Origin of the sequence: Rhizobium oryzicola (genome assembly GCF_030504645.1) — a bacterium.
Taxonomy (GTDB): domain Bacteria; phylum Pseudomonadota; class Alphaproteobacteria; order Rhizobiales; family Rhizobiaceae; genus Neorhizobium; species Neorhizobium oryzicola.
In genome coordinates, this window is sequence record NZ_JAUKWQ010000002.1 from 605,430 (window position 1) to 622,290 (window position 16,861).

The window sequence follows — 16,861 nt, forward strand, 5'->3', positions numbered from 1 at the left end:
TCTAATGAAATCAAGATGCGTTAACCGCCAGGCATTAATCGCGAGGTCGCTCGAAACGCGCGCAACTTGCTCAGAGCCCTTATCGATCGACCATCATCGATAGCGGCGAGATCGAGAATAATGGCATTGGCAATGGTCATCGGCACCACCAGCGACTGTGATTGACCCGGCTCACCGCGCGATACCGCAATGTGATGATCCGGGGCGGGATCCATCCGCGCTGCGTGCAGATCCGTCAGTGCCAATGTCACGGCGCCGCGTTCTGCTGCAATTCGCCGAACCTCTTGTACCAGAGGAGCAGCGCGACGGAAGGAGAGAAGCCACAACACGTCCCCCTCCGACAGCGAACACAGCAATTCCGGCAGTTGCTCCATTTGTGCCGCTATATTGATTGCATGATAGCCGGATCGCGTGAGGCGAAGCCCAATCAAGGCCGAAAGGGCCGCCGAATGACCGCGGCCGAAGACAAAGATGCGGCGGCCATCACGAAGGCGCTCGGAAAACGCGCGAATATCGCTATCGGAAACGGCATTGCGGATGTTGTTCAGGGCGGCGATCTCGCTGTCCAAAACGGATGCCAGCAAGCTGCCTTCCTCTGCGCGAACCAATCTAGCCGCCATTCGGGCCGCAGAGCTTTCAAAATCCCCGTTCTCACCTTCTGTCAGGCTGGACTGCAGGAAGCTGCGGAATTCAGGATAGCCCTTGAAGCCGAGCCGGCGTGCAAGCCGTACCGCCGAGGCGGGATGGACACCTGCACGGGTGGAAACATCCTTTCCATTGTCCATGGCGGCGCGGATCGGATCCTGGATCAGCACATCGAGGAGCCGCGTATCCGCCTGCGTCAGGCGCGCCGAATGCTGGCTGATCAGATCGCTCAGTTGGAGTGGTGCTGTACTCTGGTCGTTCATGCACATTCCCGTTTATCAAGGAACTTACGCGTGATGCGTCGGCTCCACTCTTGCCCCAGTCTGGCTATCGAAAAAGAGTGCCCGGTCAGGATCATAGGAAATCCACAGGTCGTAGAGCCCTGCCGAGACCGACCTGCGCGGTGCAGCGGCCGTGAGCCGGCCAGCCGGGGTGTCGCAATGCAACAGCATATCGGACCCCGTCATCTCGGACAGCACGATCCGCGCCGGCAGAGCCGGTTCGCCCGGCTTGCCTTCATGGACGGATAGGATCTCGGGTCTGAGACCCGCGGTCAGCCCCTGCATGCCTTGCAAGCCCGGCAGTTTAACGGCATCCACGAAGTTAATCGGCGGAGAACCCAGGAAACCGGCCACGAAGCGGTTTGACGGACGGTCGTAGATCTCGGCAGGACGGTCGAATTGCAGCAGATGGCCATCCTTCATGACCGCAATTCTGTCTGCCAGCGACAAGGCCTCCGTCTGGTCGTGCGTCACATAGATCATGGTCGCGCCCAGTTGCCGGTGCAGTTCCTTGATCTCAGTGCGCATGGTGATGCGAAGGGCGTTGTCGAGATTCGAAAGTGGTTCATCCATCAGGAAGATCGAAGCGTTGCGGGCCATCGCCCGCCCCATGGCAACACGCTGGCGCTGACCGCCCGACAGCGCGCCGGGCTTGCGGTCCAGATAGGGCTCCAGCTGCAGCATGCGCGCCACGTCTTCGGCGCGGTGGTTGCGCTCGGCCTTCGGCATCCCGCGCAGTTCCAACCCAAACGCGATATTTTCCCTGACCGTCATGTGCGGGTAGAGCGCATAGCTCTGGAAGATCATCGCGATATCGCGATCCTGCGGCGGAAGATTGTTGGCGATCCGCCCGCCGATCTCGATCTCGCCTTCTTCGCAGCGGTCCAGCCCCGCGATCAGGCGCAGCAACGTGGATTTGCCACATCCAGAGGGGCCAACGATGACGACGAATTCGCCGGGCTGGATATCCATGGAAACGCTGTGCAGGACTTGGGGCCCATTCGGATAGGCCTTGCGAATGTTGCGAAGGGAAATGCCGCTCATGCCGATGTCTCCGAACGATAGCGGTGGCGAAGTGCAATCGCCAAGGTCGGTCGATCCGTTGTGAAAACCTTGACGCCCAGTTCGAGTGCCTTTTCGATCTGCGGCACGGTGTGTGCGGCCCAGCAGCCGAAATCGATACCAGCTGTCCGGACCTCCTCGGCCAGTCGGGCATCGGCATTGTCGATGTGCACCCCGATTTCCGGAATGCCATGCGCCTTGCAAAGTTCGATCACGGCGTCTGTTCCCACCTGGCGCAGCACTTGCGGACTGACCAGCCACAGCCGTGGTCGGTCCGTTGCCGTCGCTAGCTCATCCAGTGATTCGATCAGGAAGGATGAGAAGATCGTGCGCTCCAGCATGACATGCTGCGCTAGGACATTGATGACCTCAGACACAAAATCCGGATACGGAATGCCATCGACACCGGGCTTGATCTCGCAGCGGAAATCAACGCGGGAGTGAGCATAGAGTGCGCACAATTCCTCAAGTGTCAGCGGGTGGCCGCCAGCCCCGTAATTGATGGTGGCAGCTTTCACGTCCGCGAGCGTCTGCGTGGCGATTGCGCCGGTGCGGTCGGTGGTGCCATCCAGTGTGGCATCGTGATGAACGACGATGGCGCCATCTATCGTCGGATGGACGTCGAATTCCACCTCTTCCAGCGCCATGGCAGCCGTGGCCGCGAAACCTCGTGGCGTGCTGTCGCCGAACTCCAGAGTTCCACCACGATGGGATGCAATGCGTGTCATGTTCTGTCCTTGAATTATTTCACAGCGCCCATGGTGATGCCGCGCACGAGATGGCGCTCTACCAGGAAGAAGCCCAGGAGAACGGGGAGGATGGTGATGGTGGAGGCTGCCATGACGAGCGGCCAGTCGACCAACCCCTCGCCAGGATTGATGCGGTAGAGCCGGGCAAGGCCGATCTGCAGTGTGTAGAGATCCTGCTTGCCGACAGCCACCAGTGGCCAGATGTAATTGTTCCACTCGCCGATGAAGATGTAGAGCGCCATGGAAGAGATCGCCGGGCGTGACAGCGGCACGATGATGCGCCACAGCACCTGCAGATGCGTTGCACCATCCATATAGGCCGCCTCGTCCAGCGCCTTCGGAATGCCGCGCATGTATTGCCGCAGGAAGAAGGCAGCGAAACCATTCGAGATGGCAGGCAGGACCAATCCGGCATAGCTGTCGAGCAGCCCGGCCTTTGCCAGCGTCAGGTAGTTGGGGATGAGGCTGATATGGCTCGGGATCATCAGCGTTGCGACCGTTGCCCCAAACATCAGGTCGCCGCCGCGGAAGCTGAATCGGGCAAAGGCGAAGGCGGCGAGTGTGGCCACGGTAATGCCGAGCACAGTCACCAAGCCGGAGACGATGACGCTGTTGATCAGATAGCGGGCGAAGTGGAACTGGCCGATGGCTCGCTGGTAATTGTCGAGCGTGAAGGTGACGCGCCCTGCATAAAAGTCGTCGGCGGTCTGGAACGACATCCAGATGGAATAGAGCACCGGTGACAGGAACAGCAGGCCGACGACAAGCGACAGCACCGCAACGAAGGGGTTTTCAGGCTTCATAATGCACCTTGCTGCCGATGATGCGGGATTTGAGGAGGGCAAGCCCGACCAGCAGGACGAACAGGATGACGGCAAGCGCCGAACCGCGGCCGATATCGAACAGGCCGAAACCGATCTCGTAGAGCAGGTTGACCAGCATGTCGGTGGCACCGGCCGGCCCACCCTTGGTCATCACGTTGACGATGGTGAAGACCTGGAACGCCTCGATGACCGAGATGACCAGCAAAAAATAGGTGGTCGGCATCACCAATGGGATCGTCACGCGCCGGAAAACGTCAAAACGCTTTCCGCCATCCACCGCCGCGGCATCGTAAAGCTCCTGCGGGATCGCCTGCAGACCGGCGATGTAGATGACGATATCATAGCCGAGCTGCCGCCAGGTGTTGACCACGATCAACACCCAAAGCGCCAGATAGGGATCCTGCAGCCATTGCGGCCGTCCGAGGCCGACGAGGTGCAGGATCCAGTTGACCATGCCGTAATCGGTGGCGAAGACCCAGGAGAAGACCACGGCAATCGAGACGATTGAGGTGACCGAGGGCAGGAAGAAGGCGCCACGCAGGAGTCGCGAGGAGACTGTTTCGCGCAGCAGCCGGCTCGCGATCAGAAGTGCTGCGCCGAGCCGGAGCGGCACCGACAGAACCGCAAACACGACCGTGACCCTCAGCGAATTCCAGAATTCGGCTGACGCCAACAATTCCTCGTAATTGCGTAAGCCCACAAAGGGCATGTCCGGTGTCAGGAAATTCCACTGGCGGACGCTGAGGTTCAGGCTGGTCAGGATCGGGATATAGGTGAACACCGCGATGAAGATCATCAGCGGTGCGACGAAGAGATAGGGCGTGAGCTTGCGGAGCATGGGGAAAACCTGCGCCGGCCGGAGTCTGTCCGACCGGCGCCCTTGAGAAGAGCGATCAGTTGCCAGCGCGCTGGTTTTCCTTGCGCGTCTGTTCTGCGAAATCCTTCAGCGCTTCGTCTGCCTTGCGCTGGCCAAGCGCAATTGACTGCCACACCTTGTATTCATTGGTGCGCATCCAGGTGACGACCGTGGTGCGGGCGCGGCCATGGGCATAGGGCAGCGAATTGATTGCCACGTCGATGCCTGGCTGGGTTTCGAGCGCCTTCAGCGTGACCGCAAGGGTGGCGCTCTTCTTGTTGATCGGCAGGTAGCCGGTAGCGGCAAACCAGATCGCGTTTGCTTCCGGAGAGGCCGCGTAGCTTACAAATTTGTAGGCCGCATCCTGCACCTCCTTCGGCGAGGAGGCCATGATGCCGATGCCGGCCCCGCCGATCGGAACCGAGCAGACCTTGTTGCACGGCATCGGGCGCACAACGAGATTGTCGCCCAGTGCCTTCTTGCGGCCGCCGTAGCTGCCGGTCGAATCCATGTCGATGCCGACTTTGCCCGCCATGAATAGGGCATTGCCCTTGTCCTCGTCGGTCACACCGTCGGGAGAAGCGACCTTGTGCTGGCTGACTAGAGACGCCATCCACTGATAGGCCTCGATCGTGTTCGGCTTGTCGAGCAGAATGTCGTTGGTCTTCGGGTCGATCAATTCGCTGTCATTTGACATGACCAGGCCCCAGCGGGCGAACTGGCCAGGTGCGCCAATGCCGGAAATGCCTTCCGAGCCGAGCTTTGCCTGGATGGTCTTTGCTGCCGCCAGCACATCGTCAAAGGTCTTCAGCGGCGTATCGACGGACAAGCCCGCGCGAGTGAAGATATCCTTATTGAAGTAAAGGACCGGTGTCGAGGAGTTGAACGGCACGACATAGTTCTTGCCCTTGATCGTGCCGATTTCGCGCGCGAAATCATAGAGATCATTCTTCAACGGATCTGCATCGACATAAGGCGTCAGGTCGGTCAGCACGTTGTTGTTGGCAAAGAGGCCGTAACGCGTGATTTCAAGGATGACCGCATCCGGCGTGCGACGTGCAGGAATACCAGCCTGCAGCTTGGCAACCATGTCATTGTAATTGCCGACGAACTCTTGCTCGACATGGATATCGGGATGCGCCGCCTCGAAGCTGGCGATGATCTTCGTCAGTGCCTCGCCATTGGTCTTGTTGAACGTGTGCCAGAATTTCACGGTCGTGGCGGCTTCGGCGCTACTTCCAACTGCAAGCAAGGCAAAAACACTAACCGCAACGGCGGCATGCAATTTCCGTATCATCGTTCTCTCCGCTGCAAATGGGATTGCAATGAGAGTGAAATAGCGGGGATGTGCGACAGGAGCGTGAACCACGTTGACGAGCCGGGTAATAGTGGGAGGCATGCCCCTTCTCCCCCTGCCACCGATCAAACCTTGGCAATAGGTGAGACTACCTATGCGACAAATGCTCGAATAGGAACCCGACAGACGGCGGTTTATCCTTTCAAGAGCTGCCGAATCGTGATTGATCAAATCCGCATTTCGCTGCCAGATGTCGGCGATCAGCATGTATGCAGGCGACGAGGTGATGTTATTCCGTCAGTAACACGAGGTTTGGCTTGCAGCAAAAATTCAACTTGTCCCACCAATCGCGCTTCCACTCTGCTCAGTGGGCATATGCGATGCGGTAGGATTGACACAAATGGAAGCGTAGTCTCGACCACGCCGCCATCATATCACCACTCATCCGAAGGCGATGTCGCCGATAACGCGCACGCGTACCCGTCGCGCCCCGCCCGGAAGGTAGGCGATCGGAATGTCCTCAACTTCCAGCGTCTTGAGGCTGTCGCGCAGCGCGCCCGAGGCGATGGCGGCCTCCTTGGCTGAACTTTCCGCCGCGGCCAGCGCCTCATCGCGGCTCATGCCGGAGAAGACCTGGTCGACTTCACCGGAAACCTGCGCCATGGCTGCTCCCAGCGCGTTGGCGACGCCAGCATTTTCCACCCGCACCACTTCCGACGCGCCCGGAACCCTATCCGGAATGAGAAAAGCGCCGCCGCCGACGGCAATCAGGGGCACATCTTCGGCGGACGTCTTCATGCGATCGAAGTTTTCCGCCACCATCTCGCTGATTTTCGCAAGCGTGCTGCGCACCAGATCTGCATCGAGATCCTTGACGCGATCCCGATCGCCCATCTCGATGATGCCGGCCGCCGCAGCGATATCGGAGGTGGTGAGCGTCGAACCGCCGAATACCTTTGCTTCGGTAAGGATACGGTAGCCGACCGAGCGCGGACCGATCTCTCCGGTTTCCGGGTTGATGATGGTGCCGCCGCCAAGCGCGATCGGCAGGAGATCCGGCATGCGAAACAGCGTGCGCACGCCGCCGATATGCACGATATTGTTCGCCTCGCGCGGAAAGCCGCCGATCAGGCAGCCGATATCGGAGGTCGTGCCGCCGACATCCACCACCATGGCATTCTGAAGACCGGTCAGGAAGGCAGCACCCCGCATGGAATTGGTAGGGCCGGAGGCAAAGCTGTGCACCGGATTGGCCGCCGCCACGTCGGCGAGTGCGACAGTGCCGTCGTTCTGCGTGAGGAAGAATGGCGCCTTGATCCCGATCTCGGACAGCGCATCGGCAAAGGCCTGAACCGTCGTTTTGCCGAGCGTTTGCAAAGCGGCATTGAGGATCGCGACGTTTTCCCGCTCCAAAAGGCCGATGCGCCCGAGCGTGTGGGACAGCGTAATCTTCGCATCCGGAATGATGGAGCGCACGATTTCGGCTGCTACCACCTCGCATTCGGTCGTCAGAGGCGAGAAGGTGGCGGAAATCGCAATCGAGGTAATGCCGGCATCGCGGATGCGCATCGCCGCGTCGCGGATTTCCTCCGGGTTCATCGGCACCAGCGGACTGCCATCATATTCATGCCCGCCATGCACCATGAAGATCATGGGATTAACGGCCTCGTAGAGGTCGCGCGGCCAGTCACACATGGGCGGCAGGGAACCGCCGGTCGGAAGCGCCACGCGGATCGCCGCCACGCGCTCCAGCCGGGCGCGCTCAACCACCGCGTTGGTGAAATGCGTCGTGCCGATCATGACCGCATCGACGGCAATGCCTGCCGATGCCGGTGCATTGATCACATGCGAAAGGGCGGATTTTACCCCCGACAGCACATCCTGCGTGGTGGGAACCTTGATCGAAGCGACGATGCGCTCGCCATCGACAAGAACAGCGTCCGTGTTCGTGCCGCCAACATCAATACCAATGCGTTTCATGGGAATACCGATTTGAAGTCAATGGCATAGCCGAAGGCGCGAGGGCCGACGGCGGCAATGCCGGCAGGCGTGGTGAGAAGGCTTGGAGCAGGCAACGCCACCACGGTGACCCGCTGGCCATAGCGGACGGATTCAGTGCCGATCGCGCTGCCGGATATGGTGTCGAGGAGGCAGAGAAGATCCGGCGTCATGGCCATTGGCTCGCCATCGCGGAAAGCAACCGCCCATTCGTTCTGAAAAGCCAGTTCCATGCGGGCGCCGCGATCGGTGTCGATCCCTTCGATGATCGTACGACCGCGCAGGAAGCCGCCGGTCGTTTCGCGGGCGACATCGATCACCTTGCCGCGGAACAACTGCTTGCCGCCTTCGTGGTCGAGAATGGCCTCGACGGGATCGGCATGGCGACGGCGCGCATCGAGCACCGCCTTGCCGAGCTCGACTGCCTTGGTCACGGTGTCATGAATGCCCCATTCCTTCACCTCGCGGCCGGTGCGGGGTGCCTTGCAGGTGGCGGCGGTGGAGCCGACTTCCGTGCAGACCTTGCGCGAGATGCGCTCCATCCATTTCCAGGAGGCGGCCCGCGTGACGATCACCTCATTGTCCCGCACATCAACCAGCGACAGCGGGAACATCGGGAGGTTGCCGATGGCGAAGGACGTCATCTGCGCTTCCGGATAGGCGCGGCCCATCGCGTCGGCATTGACGACCGGACGATTGAGAACGGCAGCGGCGAGAAAGGAGGAGAGTGCATTCGATCCGCCGATCTCCACGCTCATGATGGCGCGGAAGCGCTTGCCGATATAATCCTCCATCACCTCGACGGCGCGGGCGAGATGCACGGGGTCGCCGAGACGTTCCTGGCCAACCAGCGGCGCGCCCATCTTGGAGACGACCGCAACCATGTCGTCATCGTCAAGCGCCATCGGGTCCATCAGGTCGACACGGGCACCCTCGGCATAGAGACGCCTCAGGTTCAGCGTGGAGATGTAGGGATCGCCGCCGCCGCCGGTTCCAAGAATCCAGGCACCAATGGCAAGCGGTTCGATGTTTTCTTCTGCAAATTGTTGAAGCATGTCCGACCTTCGGCAAGGAGGGGTATCCGGCCCCGATATCGGGGCCGGTTTGTCAGCGCGAAGCGAAGGGATTACTTCGCCTTGCAATCCCAGGTGAAGTTAAAGAAGTTCAGGTCCCAGCTCTGCATGGGAATGAACTGGTAGCCCTGCAGGCACTTGTTGGCTGCGTAGCGGCGGTTCGGTGAAACGGCCCAGATATCCGGCTGCAGATCGGCGATCTTGGCCTGGAGGTCCTTGTAGACGGCGTTCTGCTCAGCTGCATTGCTGGTGCTGCGCGACTTGTCGATCAGCGCGTCAACTTCCGGGTTCTGCAGCCATTCCATCGACATCCATGTGCCCGAAGCCTTGGAATGATACTGGTTGTAGAACATCGAATCCGGCGAGGGATAGGTCGGCGAGATGTTGACCTGGGTGGAAGCCGGCGTCGTTTCCGGCTTGGACGACAGCTCGACGATACGGTTCCACGGCTCCGGCTTGATGTCCAGCGTGATGCCGATCTGCTCGAGATTGGCCTGCAGAAGCAGTGCGACTTCGGATTCGAAGGCGAGAGGCGCGACATAGCTGTTCACCAGCGTGATCTTCTGGCCGGCATATTTCGACTTTGCCAGTTCCTGTTTTGCCTTTTCGAGGTCGAAGATGCCGGGCTTGATGTCGCCGTTATGGGCGTCCTTGAACGCGGTCGACAAAGGGCCCTGCATATCGGTGCCGGGATAGATGATGTCCTGGATCGTCTTGTAGTCGGTGGCATAGGCGATGGCGCGGCGCACATGCACGTCGTCCGTCGGGTAGACCTTGGTGTTGAGCTTGATGACGAAGCCACCGGAGGTGCGGGTCTGGATCAGCTTGTAGTTCGCCATCTTGCCGATGGCCTCGTAGGTATCGTTGCCGAGGCCGTGCGAGGAGAGGCCAAGCTCGCCCTTCTCCGCAAGTGCCTTGACGGTGGCATCGTCGCTGGTCTGCACGAAGCGGACTTCATCGACCGGCGTGCCCTTCTTCCAGCCGAGGAAGTAGTCGGCGTTGCGCGCAATCACCATGTCGGCAGAGCGGTTGTAGCTCACCAGCTTATAGGGGCCGGAACCTGCCGAATGTTCGCCGACATAGGCTTCGCCCCACTTGTCGTCCGGCTTGGCATTGGCGGTGATCAGCGTCTTGTTCAGCGCCATCATCAGCGGCGTTGCGGCCAGGAAAGGCGAGAACTGCCGGTCGATCTTCAGCACAAGCGTCTTGTCGTCGGGGGCGGTGACGTTTTCGGGCTTCAGCACGCCGGTGATCAGGTTGGAAGGACCCTTGTTGATGCCGAGCAGGCGCTGCACCGACCAGGCCATATCGGAGGCCTTCACTGGCGTCCCATCCTGGAACTTCACGTCATCGCGCAGATGGAAGGTATAGGTCAGGCCGTCAGTGGATACGTGCCAGGACTTCGCTAGCTGCGGAACGATCTCGCCGGAAGGGCTGACGGTGGTTAGACCGTCATACATGTTCACGACGGCCATATAGCCGGTGTAGTCGGTGACCTTCGCTGGATCGAGCGAGCTGAAGATCTGCTGGACGTTGACGACCGTCGAGATCTTGTCGGCAGCCGATGCCGCGGAGAGGCTGCCGCCAAGGGCGATGGCCGTCCCGAGGGCGAGCGCGGTCAGATGATGCGAAAGCGTGGTTCTCATGCTGGAAGTTCTCCTCTTTATGCGGCCGGAGCCGTTTCGCTTGTGGTTTTGGCATGGGCCGCCGCCGGTTTCGGCAGGGGCTGGAAGGGAATGTCCGGATAGCCGAAAGCTGCCGGACCAACGACCTCGAGGGCCGCAGACGAGCGCAGCAGGTCGTGGCAAGGAATGGCGATGACCGCGACGCGCTGGCCATAGCGGAGCATTTCGGTGGTGATCGGATAGCCGGTGTCTACATCGAGCAGTACGATCAGATCAGGCACCGTCACCTCGACCACGCCATTGCGGCGGAAGATGAGGAACTCGTTCTGGATTGCCACGCTCGCCGTCTCGCCAGCCCAGCCGTCAAAGCCCGAAAGCTCCAGATCACCCACGGCAAATCCTCCGCGCAGATGTCGCTTCAGGTCGGTGATCTTGCCGTTGAAGATCCGGCGTCCGCCTTCGAGATCGCAGACCGCGGCAATTGGGTCCTCCTGCTGGCGGCGTGCACGAATAACCGCCTCGCCGAGCGCGATCGCCTTGGTATAGCTGCGCGGAATGGCAAACTGGTGGACGAAATGCGCCTGCATGGGCGCTGTTGCCAGCATCGCCCCGCCGCCTTGGGCGACGACGCAGGCGCGCGCCATGCGCTCGTGCCAGACTTCTGAGACCGCGTGACTAAAGATGACGGTATTGCCATGCAGGTCGCACATCACCGAAGGCGTGGAACTGTGGCCATAGATCGAGAAGGTCGTCATCTGCATTTCCGGGAAGGCGCGGCCCATGCCGTCGCAATCGAGGATCGGCAGACCGCCGAGTGCTGCCGTCACCAGCGGGCTCATGGAATTGGCACCACCGATCTCCTCGCAAACAATGGCATCAACCGGGGTGCGGATCAGTTCTTCCATCGCGGTCAGGCAGCGCAGGCCCTCGCGACCCTCGCGCATTCGTTCCACGCCGACCACCGGCGCACCGATGCCGCCAATCGACATGCACAAAGCATCGGCTTCGATGGCATCGGTGGCGAGGATCTTCATCTCATAACCGGCCTTCAACGCCTCAAGCGCCAGAAGCTTGCCCTGATAGGGGTTGCCGCCACCGCCGGTGCCCAAAATGCCGGCGCCGATTTCCAGCGCTTCCAGATCATCGCGCGTCAGGGTGCGCAGGGCGGCCTCGTCATATTTGCGTTTGCGGCTCTCAGCCATGATAGGCTCCCATCTCTCCGACGACCTTCACGTGAATGCGGGTGGCGTTGCCCGGCAGGTAGGCAAGCGGCGTGTCCTCCCGCTCGATGACCTCAAGTGTTTCGGGGATCGCGCCGGCGGCGATCGCCTTGTCGCGCGCTTCGGCCTCCGCCTCGGCGAGAGCTGCTTCGCGCGTCTTGCCATCGATGAGGGAAAACACCCGGTCCGTCTCACCGCTGATCTGGGCGATCGCGGCGCCGACGGCGTTTGCGACCGCGAAATTGTCAGGCCGCAGAACCTCCAACTCGCCGATACGGTCCGGCATCAGGATTGAGCCACCGCCAACGGCGATGACGGGCACCGGGGTAGATGAAATGCGGCTGCGCTCGACGCAGGCTTCCAGCATGGAATTGATACGGGCAACGGCTGCCTCGACCAGGGCAGGGGCGAGGCTATTGACCAGCGCCTTGTCCCCAACGTCAGCTTTGCCGGCGGCAACGGCGATATCGGTTGCCGTCAGCGTCGAACCGCCAAAACAGAGCGCCTCGCGGCGCACGCGGTAGCCGACGGATTTGGGACCGATGGACACTCCCTTGTTGCCGTTCACGACCAGCGAACCGCCGCCAAGGCCGATGGAGAAGACGTCGGGCATGCGGAAATTGGTCTTCACGCCGCCGATGTCGACTGTGGTGGAGGCCTGGCGCGGGAAGCCGTGAGAGAGCGATCCGACATCGGTGGTGGTGCCGCCGACATCCACCACCACGGCATCCTTGAGGCCGGTCAGGAAGGCGGCGCCGCGCATGGAGTTGGTCGGGCCGGATGCGAAGGTCAAGACCGGAAAAGCGCGGACCACGTCGGCTGCCATCAGCGTGCCGTCGTTCTGGGTAATATAGAAAGGGCAGGTGAGTCCGGCCTGGATGAGAGCCTTCTGGAAGGCGGCGACCGTTCGATCGGCCAGCGACAGCAGGCTTGCATTCATGATCGCCGCACTTTCGCGCGCCAGCAGGCCATGGCGGCCGATATCCTTCGACATCACGACAGGCACGCCGGGGCAGTGGCGGTTCAGGATCTCGCGTGTGCGCAGTTCCATTGCATCGTTGATGCCGCTGAAGACGCAGGTCACTGCCGCAGCCTTCAGGCCCTTGGCCCGGATCTCGCCAGCAATGCGGATGATCTCGTCTTCGTCCAGTGGCGAGAGGATACGACCGTCGAATTCGTAGCCGCCCTTTACCTGATAGCCATGATTGCCGACGATCTCGCGAATGTCATCCGGCCAATCGACCATTGGCGGCAGGCCGGCGCCAGACGGCAGGCCGAGACGGATGGCGGCGACTTCATCCATGTGACGGCGCTCGATCACCGCATTGGTGAAATGCGTCGTGCCGATCATCACGGCGCCGATGGCCTTGCGGTCGATGCCCGAAGCAGCGATGACGTTTTCCAGCGCCTCGATGACACCCGTCGTCACGTCTTCCGTGGTCGAGGCCTTCACACCGGCCAGAACCTTCTTGTCCTGCAATATGACGGCGTCCGTATTGGTGCCGCCGACGTCGATCCCTACGCGATACACGTGAGGCTCCTCTTCGATCAATCTGTGGATTTCACGAGGAAGCGCATGCGTTCCTCTTCGGTTACGACGGGCTTTTCGCGCTCTTCCACGTCGGAGACGACGGGAATGGCAGCAATCAGGGCCCGGGTGTATGGATGGGTGGGTGCGGCGAAGACATCCGGGGTCGCGCCCTCCTCGACGATCTCGCCGCGTAGCATGATGGCGATGCGCGAGCAGAAATTGCGCATCAGCGACAGATCGTGGCTGATCATCAGATAGGTCAGCCCCAGTTCCTCGCGCAGCTGGACCAGAAGCTCGATGACCGTCTTTTGCACCGAGACATCAAGGGCTGCGGTCGGTTCGTCGAGGATCAGGATCTTCGGCTCGGCAGCCAGGGCCCGTGCGATTGCGACGCGCTGTTTCTGTCCACCGGACAGCTCATGCGGATACTTTCCCAGATAGGATTGCGGCAGGCGCACCAGGCCCATCAGCTCAACCAGACGCGCTTCCCGCGCATCCCCCTGCATGCCGATCGATTTTAACGGCAGGGTGAGCGTCTGACGGACGGTGCGCTTCGGATTGAGCGATGTGCCGGGGTTCTGGTAGACGATCTGGGTGAGGCGGCGCCCCTTGGCCGGGGCCGGCGCATCGATCATCAGGTCACCGGAGGTTGGGCGCAGAAGCCCCATGATCATCCTTGCGACCGTCGTTTTGCCCGAGCCGGATTCTCCGGCCAGTCCAAAAATTTCGCCCTCGCGCAAGGTGAGGTTCACATCGCGGACGGCGTGATGGCCATTGCGGCGACCGTAGATCTTGTTGAGATTCTTGATGTTGATGATCGGTCCGCGGTCGCTTTGCGGCATGTCAGTGACGCGAGGCCCGTAGAGTGCCGGAACGGCATCCAACAGCGCCTTGGTATAGTCCTGCGTCGGCTGGCTCAGAATGTCGTGGCAGGGACCGGTCTCGACGATATCGCCGTGATGCATCACCACCACCCGGTCCGAGACCTTGCGGACCACGCCAAGATTGTGCGTGATCATCAGCAGCGCCATGTTTTCTTCGCGGACCAGCGTATTGATCAGGTTGAGGATTTCGTCCTGCGTGGTGACGTCGAGCGCGGTTCCCGGCTCGTCGGCGATCAAAAGCTTCGGCTGGTGCAGCAGCGCAAGCCCGATCAGCACGCGCTGGCGCATGCCGCCGGAGAGTTCGAACGGATAGGCATTCATCACCCGCTCGGCATCGGCGAGCTGCACGCGGCGCAGCACGGCAGCAATGCGGCTGCGGCGTTCGGAACGGGATGTCGAAATACCATTCCGGCGGTCTGCAAAGCGCATCACATCATCGAGATGGGTGCCGATGCGGAACACCGGATTAAAGGAGGAGAGCGGGTCCTGCATGATCAATGAAAAAGCAGTGCCCTTCAGCGCCTCCCGTTCGCCGCGTGGCAGGGTCAGCACATCCTTGTCTTGGACGCGGATGCTGCCGGAACGCACGGTCGCATTGCGGGGCAGTGTGCCGATGATCGCCTTGGCCGTCACCGACTTGCCGGAGCCGGTCTCCCCGATCAAGGCGACCCGTTCGCCGGCTGCGACCGAGAAGCTGATATCGCGCAGCACCTGGCGGGTGCGGCCATAGGAGGTGAAGTCGACCGACAGGTTTTCGACGCTGAGAAGAGTGTCACCCAATGCTCAGCCCTCCACGTCGAACATGTCGCGCAGGCCATCGCCCAGCAGGTTGAAGCCGAGCGTGACGTAAAGCACGGCGGCGCCTGGGCAGAGGACCTCCCACCAGAAGCCGGGCATGAACTGCCGCCCATCAGCCACCATTGAGCCGAGATCGGGCGTCGGCGGCTTCACGCCGAAGCCGAGGAAGCTGAGTGTTGCACCGAACAGGATGACAAAGGCGGCATCGAGCGTCGTCTTGACCGAGATGACGGCCACGCAATTGGGCAGGATTTCGCGAAAGAGAATATGGAGAGGTCCAGCACCGGCGAGCCGTGCCGCCTCGATGTAATCCTCGGATGCGATGAACTTAGAGACCGAATAGATCAGCCGCGCATGCCAGGTCCACCACAGCAGCGTGATGGCAATCATCGCATTCATCAGCGTCGGTTCGAGCAGGTTGGAAACGGCAAGCGCCATCACGAGCGGCGGCATGGCAAGCATGACATTGGTGAGTCCGCTGATCAGCCGCTCGGTCCAGCCGCCGAAATAGCCGGCGATCAGGCCAAGCACCGTGCCGACTGGAACGGAGATGCCGAGAACGCCGAGAACGAGCAGCAGCGAGACCCGCAGGCCAAACACGGTGCGCGAGAAGATGTCGCGTCCGGCCTTGTCGGTGCCGAACCAGTGGCTCGCATCCGGCGGCAGGTGGCGCGCCTTGAAATCGACGATGGTGCCGACATGCTTTGGATAGGGTGTCAGCCAGGGTGCGAAAACCGCGAGAATGACGACTGACAGCAGGATCAGCGTGCCGATGACCGCAGCCGGATTGCGGCTGAAGCGGTACCACATCATGTAGCCGGCGCTGAGGCCGCGATCGGCAGGGTCCAACATCTTGATGTCAGCCATCAGAGTGCCTCCTTCCGGCGCATGCGCGGGTCGATGATCGAGATCAGGACGTCGACAATGAGGTTTGCGACGATGAAGAACAGGCCCGCCACCAGCACCACGGCGGTCACCGCATTGAGATCCTTCTGCAGGATGGCGTTGAGGCCATAGGACGCGAAACCGCCCCAGGCGAAGATCATCTCGATGACGAAGGCATTGCCGATCAGAGAGGCGAATTCGAGCCCCATGATGGTCAGCGGCGCGATGGACGAGAGCTTCAGCAGGTAGCGGAAGATGATCACGCGTTCGGGCACGCCAAAGCTCTGCAGCGTCAGCACATGGTCCTTGCGCTGGTTCTCGATCATCGAGGAGCGGGTGATGCGGGTGATCTGGCCGATGCCAGCCATCGACAGCGCAAAGGCAGGAAGCGCAATATGTTGCAGGGCGCTGCCGACTACATCAAAGCGCGCCGCCAGAAGGCCGTCCAGCAAGAGAAAGCCGGTCGGGCCGCCCTGCCATCCAAGCCCATGCTCAAGACGACCGATGATCGGCCAGCCACCGGGGAAGCGCGCCGCCAGCAGTTGCAGGGTGATGGCAAAGAGGAAGCTCGGGATCGTGACGCCCGTCAGGGAGAGAATGCGTCCGACATGGTCCAGCGTGTGGTCGCGGTAATGGGCGGTGACGACGCCGAGCGGAATGGCGACGAGGAACATGAAGACGACGGAGACGAGGACAAGTTCGACCGTCGCAGGCACGGTCTGGGCAAGATCGGTCGTGACTGGGCGTTGCGACACCAGTGAGATGCCGAGGTCACCGTGCAATGCCTTGCCGATATAATCGAGATACTGGACCGCCACCGGCTGATCGAGCCCCATCTGCTGCCTCAGCGCCTGCACCTGTTCCGGCGTGGCCGCCGGTCCGAGCGCCATCCGGGCCGGGTCTCCGGGAACAACGCGTGCCAGCGTGAAAATCATCAGGGACAGCACGACCATGACCAGCAGGAAACTGCCGAGCCTGGCGAGGATTGCCGTCAACGGGTGTTGCCGCATCGTGGGGAAATCCCTCTCAAGGACGTTATCTGCCCCCAATCTCCTCTGCCGGGTCATGATCGACAAGCAGGTGGAGGTATAGTTTTTTGTACAAGAGGTATAGGTTTTCTATCGGCATCGGCT

14 protein-coding genes are annotated in these 16,861 nt (G+C 61.1%); all 14 read right to left on the reverse strand.

The features are described 5' to 3' along the window. Window positions 1–20: 20 nt before the first annotated feature. The 14 genes from Q2T52_RS10245 to Q2T52_RS10310 all read right to left on the reverse strand — a co-directional run bounded on the left by Q2T52_RS10245 (window position 21) and on the right by Q2T52_RS10310 (window position 16,738). A complete protein-coding gene (locus Q2T52_RS10245; RefSeq protein ID WP_302076621.1) occupies window positions 21–908 on the reverse strand; it encodes a MurR/RpiR family transcriptional regulator in 888 nt (295 codons plus the stop codon). 24 nt (window positions 909–932) lie between these two features. Next, on the reverse strand, window positions 933–1,970 hold the full coding sequence (locus Q2T52_RS10250; protein ID WP_302076622.1) for an ABC transporter ATP-binding protein: 1,038 nt from the start codon (window positions 1,968–1,970) through the stop codon (window positions 933–935). Next, on the reverse strand, window positions 1,967–2,716 hold the full coding sequence (locus Q2T52_RS10255; protein ID WP_302076623.1) for a glycerophosphodiester phosphodiesterase family protein: 750 nt from the start codon (window positions 2,714–2,716) through the stop codon (window positions 1,967–1,969). The genes Q2T52_RS10250 and Q2T52_RS10255 overlap by 4 nt, the downstream gene beginning before the upstream one ends. A 14-nt stretch (window positions 2,717–2,730) precedes the next feature. After that, a complete protein-coding gene (locus Q2T52_RS10260) occupies window positions 2,731–3,540 on the reverse strand; it encodes a carbohydrate ABC transporter permease (protein ID WP_302076624.1) in 810 nt (269 codons plus the stop codon). Continuing rightward, window positions 3,530–4,399 carry a carbohydrate ABC transporter permease gene (locus tag Q2T52_RS10265; RefSeq protein ID WP_302076625.1) on the reverse strand — a complete coding sequence of 290 codons (870 nt, stop codon included), beginning with the start codon at window positions 4,397–4,399 and terminating at the stop codon, window positions 3,530–3,532. The genes Q2T52_RS10260 and Q2T52_RS10265 overlap by 11 nt, the downstream gene beginning before the upstream one ends. Window positions 4,400–4,454: 55 nt before the next feature. Next, entirely contained in the window at window positions 4,455–5,714 is a 1,260-nt protein-coding gene (locus Q2T52_RS10270) for an ABC transporter substrate-binding protein (RefSeq protein ID WP_302076626.1), read from the reverse strand. Between the two features lie 441 nt (window positions 5,715–6,155). Further along, window positions 6,156–7,694 carry a hydantoinase/oxoprolinase family protein gene (locus Q2T52_RS10275; RefSeq protein ID WP_302076627.1) on the reverse strand — a complete coding sequence of 513 codons (1,539 nt, stop codon included), beginning with the start codon at window positions 7,692–7,694 and terminating at the stop codon, window positions 6,156–6,158. Then, window positions 7,691–8,767 (reverse strand): S-methyl thiohydantoin desulfurase family protein, encoded by a 1,077-nt coding sequence (locus Q2T52_RS10280; protein WP_302076628.1) that lies wholly within the window; start codon window positions 8,765–8,767, stop codon window positions 7,691–7,693. Before Q2T52_RS10280 ends, Q2T52_RS10275 begins: the two co-directional genes overlap by 4 nt. Window positions 8,768–8,838: 71 nt before the next feature. Beyond that, window positions 8,839–10,431 (reverse strand): ABC transporter substrate-binding protein, encoded by a 1,593-nt coding sequence (locus tag Q2T52_RS10285; RefSeq protein ID WP_302076629.1) that lies wholly within the window; start codon window positions 10,429–10,431, stop codon window positions 8,839–8,841. 17 nt (window positions 10,432–10,448) lie between these two features. Beyond that, window positions 10,449–11,612 carry an S-methyl thiohydantoin desulfurase family protein gene (locus tag Q2T52_RS10290; RefSeq protein ID WP_302076630.1) on the reverse strand — a complete coding sequence of 388 codons (1,164 nt, stop codon included), beginning with the start codon at window positions 11,610–11,612 and terminating at the stop codon, window positions 10,449–10,451. Continuing rightward, window positions 11,605–13,161: a hydantoinase/oxoprolinase family protein gene (locus tag Q2T52_RS10295; protein WP_302076631.1), complete on the reverse strand. Its 1,557-nt coding sequence runs from the start codon at window positions 13,159–13,161 to the stop codon at window positions 11,605–11,607. The genes Q2T52_RS10290 and Q2T52_RS10295 overlap by 8 nt, the downstream gene beginning before the upstream one ends. 17 nt (window positions 13,162–13,178) lie before the next feature. Beyond that, window positions 13,179–14,825, reverse strand: coding sequence for a nickel ABC transporter ATP-binding protein NikE (gene nikE, locus Q2T52_RS10300; protein WP_302076632.1), 1,647 nt, complete (start codon window positions 14,823–14,825; stop codon window positions 13,179–13,181). 3 nt (window positions 14,826–14,828) lie between these two features. Next, window positions 14,829–15,710, reverse strand: a complete 882-nt coding sequence (locus tag Q2T52_RS10305) for an ABC transporter permease (protein ID WP_302076633.1) — start codon at window positions 15,708–15,710, stop codon at window positions 14,829–14,831. Beyond that, entirely contained in the window at window positions 15,710–16,738 is a 1,029-nt protein-coding gene (locus Q2T52_RS10310) for an ABC transporter permease (protein WP_302076634.1), read from the reverse strand. The genes Q2T52_RS10305 and Q2T52_RS10310 overlap by 1 nt, the downstream gene beginning before the upstream one ends. Window positions 16,739–16,861 lie beyond the last annotated feature (123 nt).

Coding starts and splice junctions, on each gene's coding strand:
- Q2T52_RS10245 (WP_302076621.1), bottom strand. CDS start 908: ATGAACGACCAGAGTACAGCACCACTCCAACTGAGCGATCTGATCAGC.
- Q2T52_RS10310 (WP_302076634.1), bottom strand. CDS start 16,738: ATGCGGCAACACCCGTTGACGGCAATCCTCGCCAGGCTCGGCAGTTTC.
- Q2T52_RS10255 (WP_302076623.1), bottom strand. CDS start 2,716: ATGACACGCATTGCATCCCATCGTGGTGGAACTCTGGAGTTCGGCGAC.
- Q2T52_RS10305 (WP_302076633.1), bottom strand. CDS start 15,710: ATGGCTGACATCAAGATGTTGGACCCTGCCGATCGCGGCCTCAGCGCC.
- Q2T52_RS10270 (WP_302076626.1), bottom strand. CDS start 5,714: ATGATACGGAAATTGCATGCCGCCGTTGCGGTTAGTGTTTTTGCCTTG.
- Q2T52_RS10250 (WP_302076622.1), bottom strand. CDS start 1,970: ATGAGCGGCATTTCCCTTCGCAACATTCGCAAGGCCTATCCGAATGGG.
- Q2T52_RS10275 (WP_302076627.1), bottom strand. CDS start 7,694: ATGAAACGCATTGGTATTGATGTTGGCGGCACGAACACGGACGCTGTT.
- Q2T52_RS10265 (WP_302076625.1), bottom strand. CDS start 4,399: ATGCTCCGCAAGCTCACGCCCTATCTCTTCGTCGCACCGCTGATGATC.
- Q2T52_RS10260 (WP_302076624.1), bottom strand. CDS start 3,540: ATGAAGCCTGAAAACCCCTTCGTTGCGGTGCTGTCGCTTGTCGTCGGC.
- Q2T52_RS10285 (WP_302076629.1), bottom strand. CDS start 10,431: ATGAGAACCACGCTTTCGCATCATCTGACCGCGCTCGCCCTCGGGACG.
- Q2T52_RS10280 (WP_302076628.1), bottom strand. CDS start 8,767: ATGCTTCAACAATTTGCAGAAGAAAACATCGAACCGCTTGCCATTGGT.
- Q2T52_RS10290 (WP_302076630.1), bottom strand. CDS start 11,612: ATGGCTGAGAGCCGCAAACGCAAATATGACGAGGCCGCCCTGCGCACC.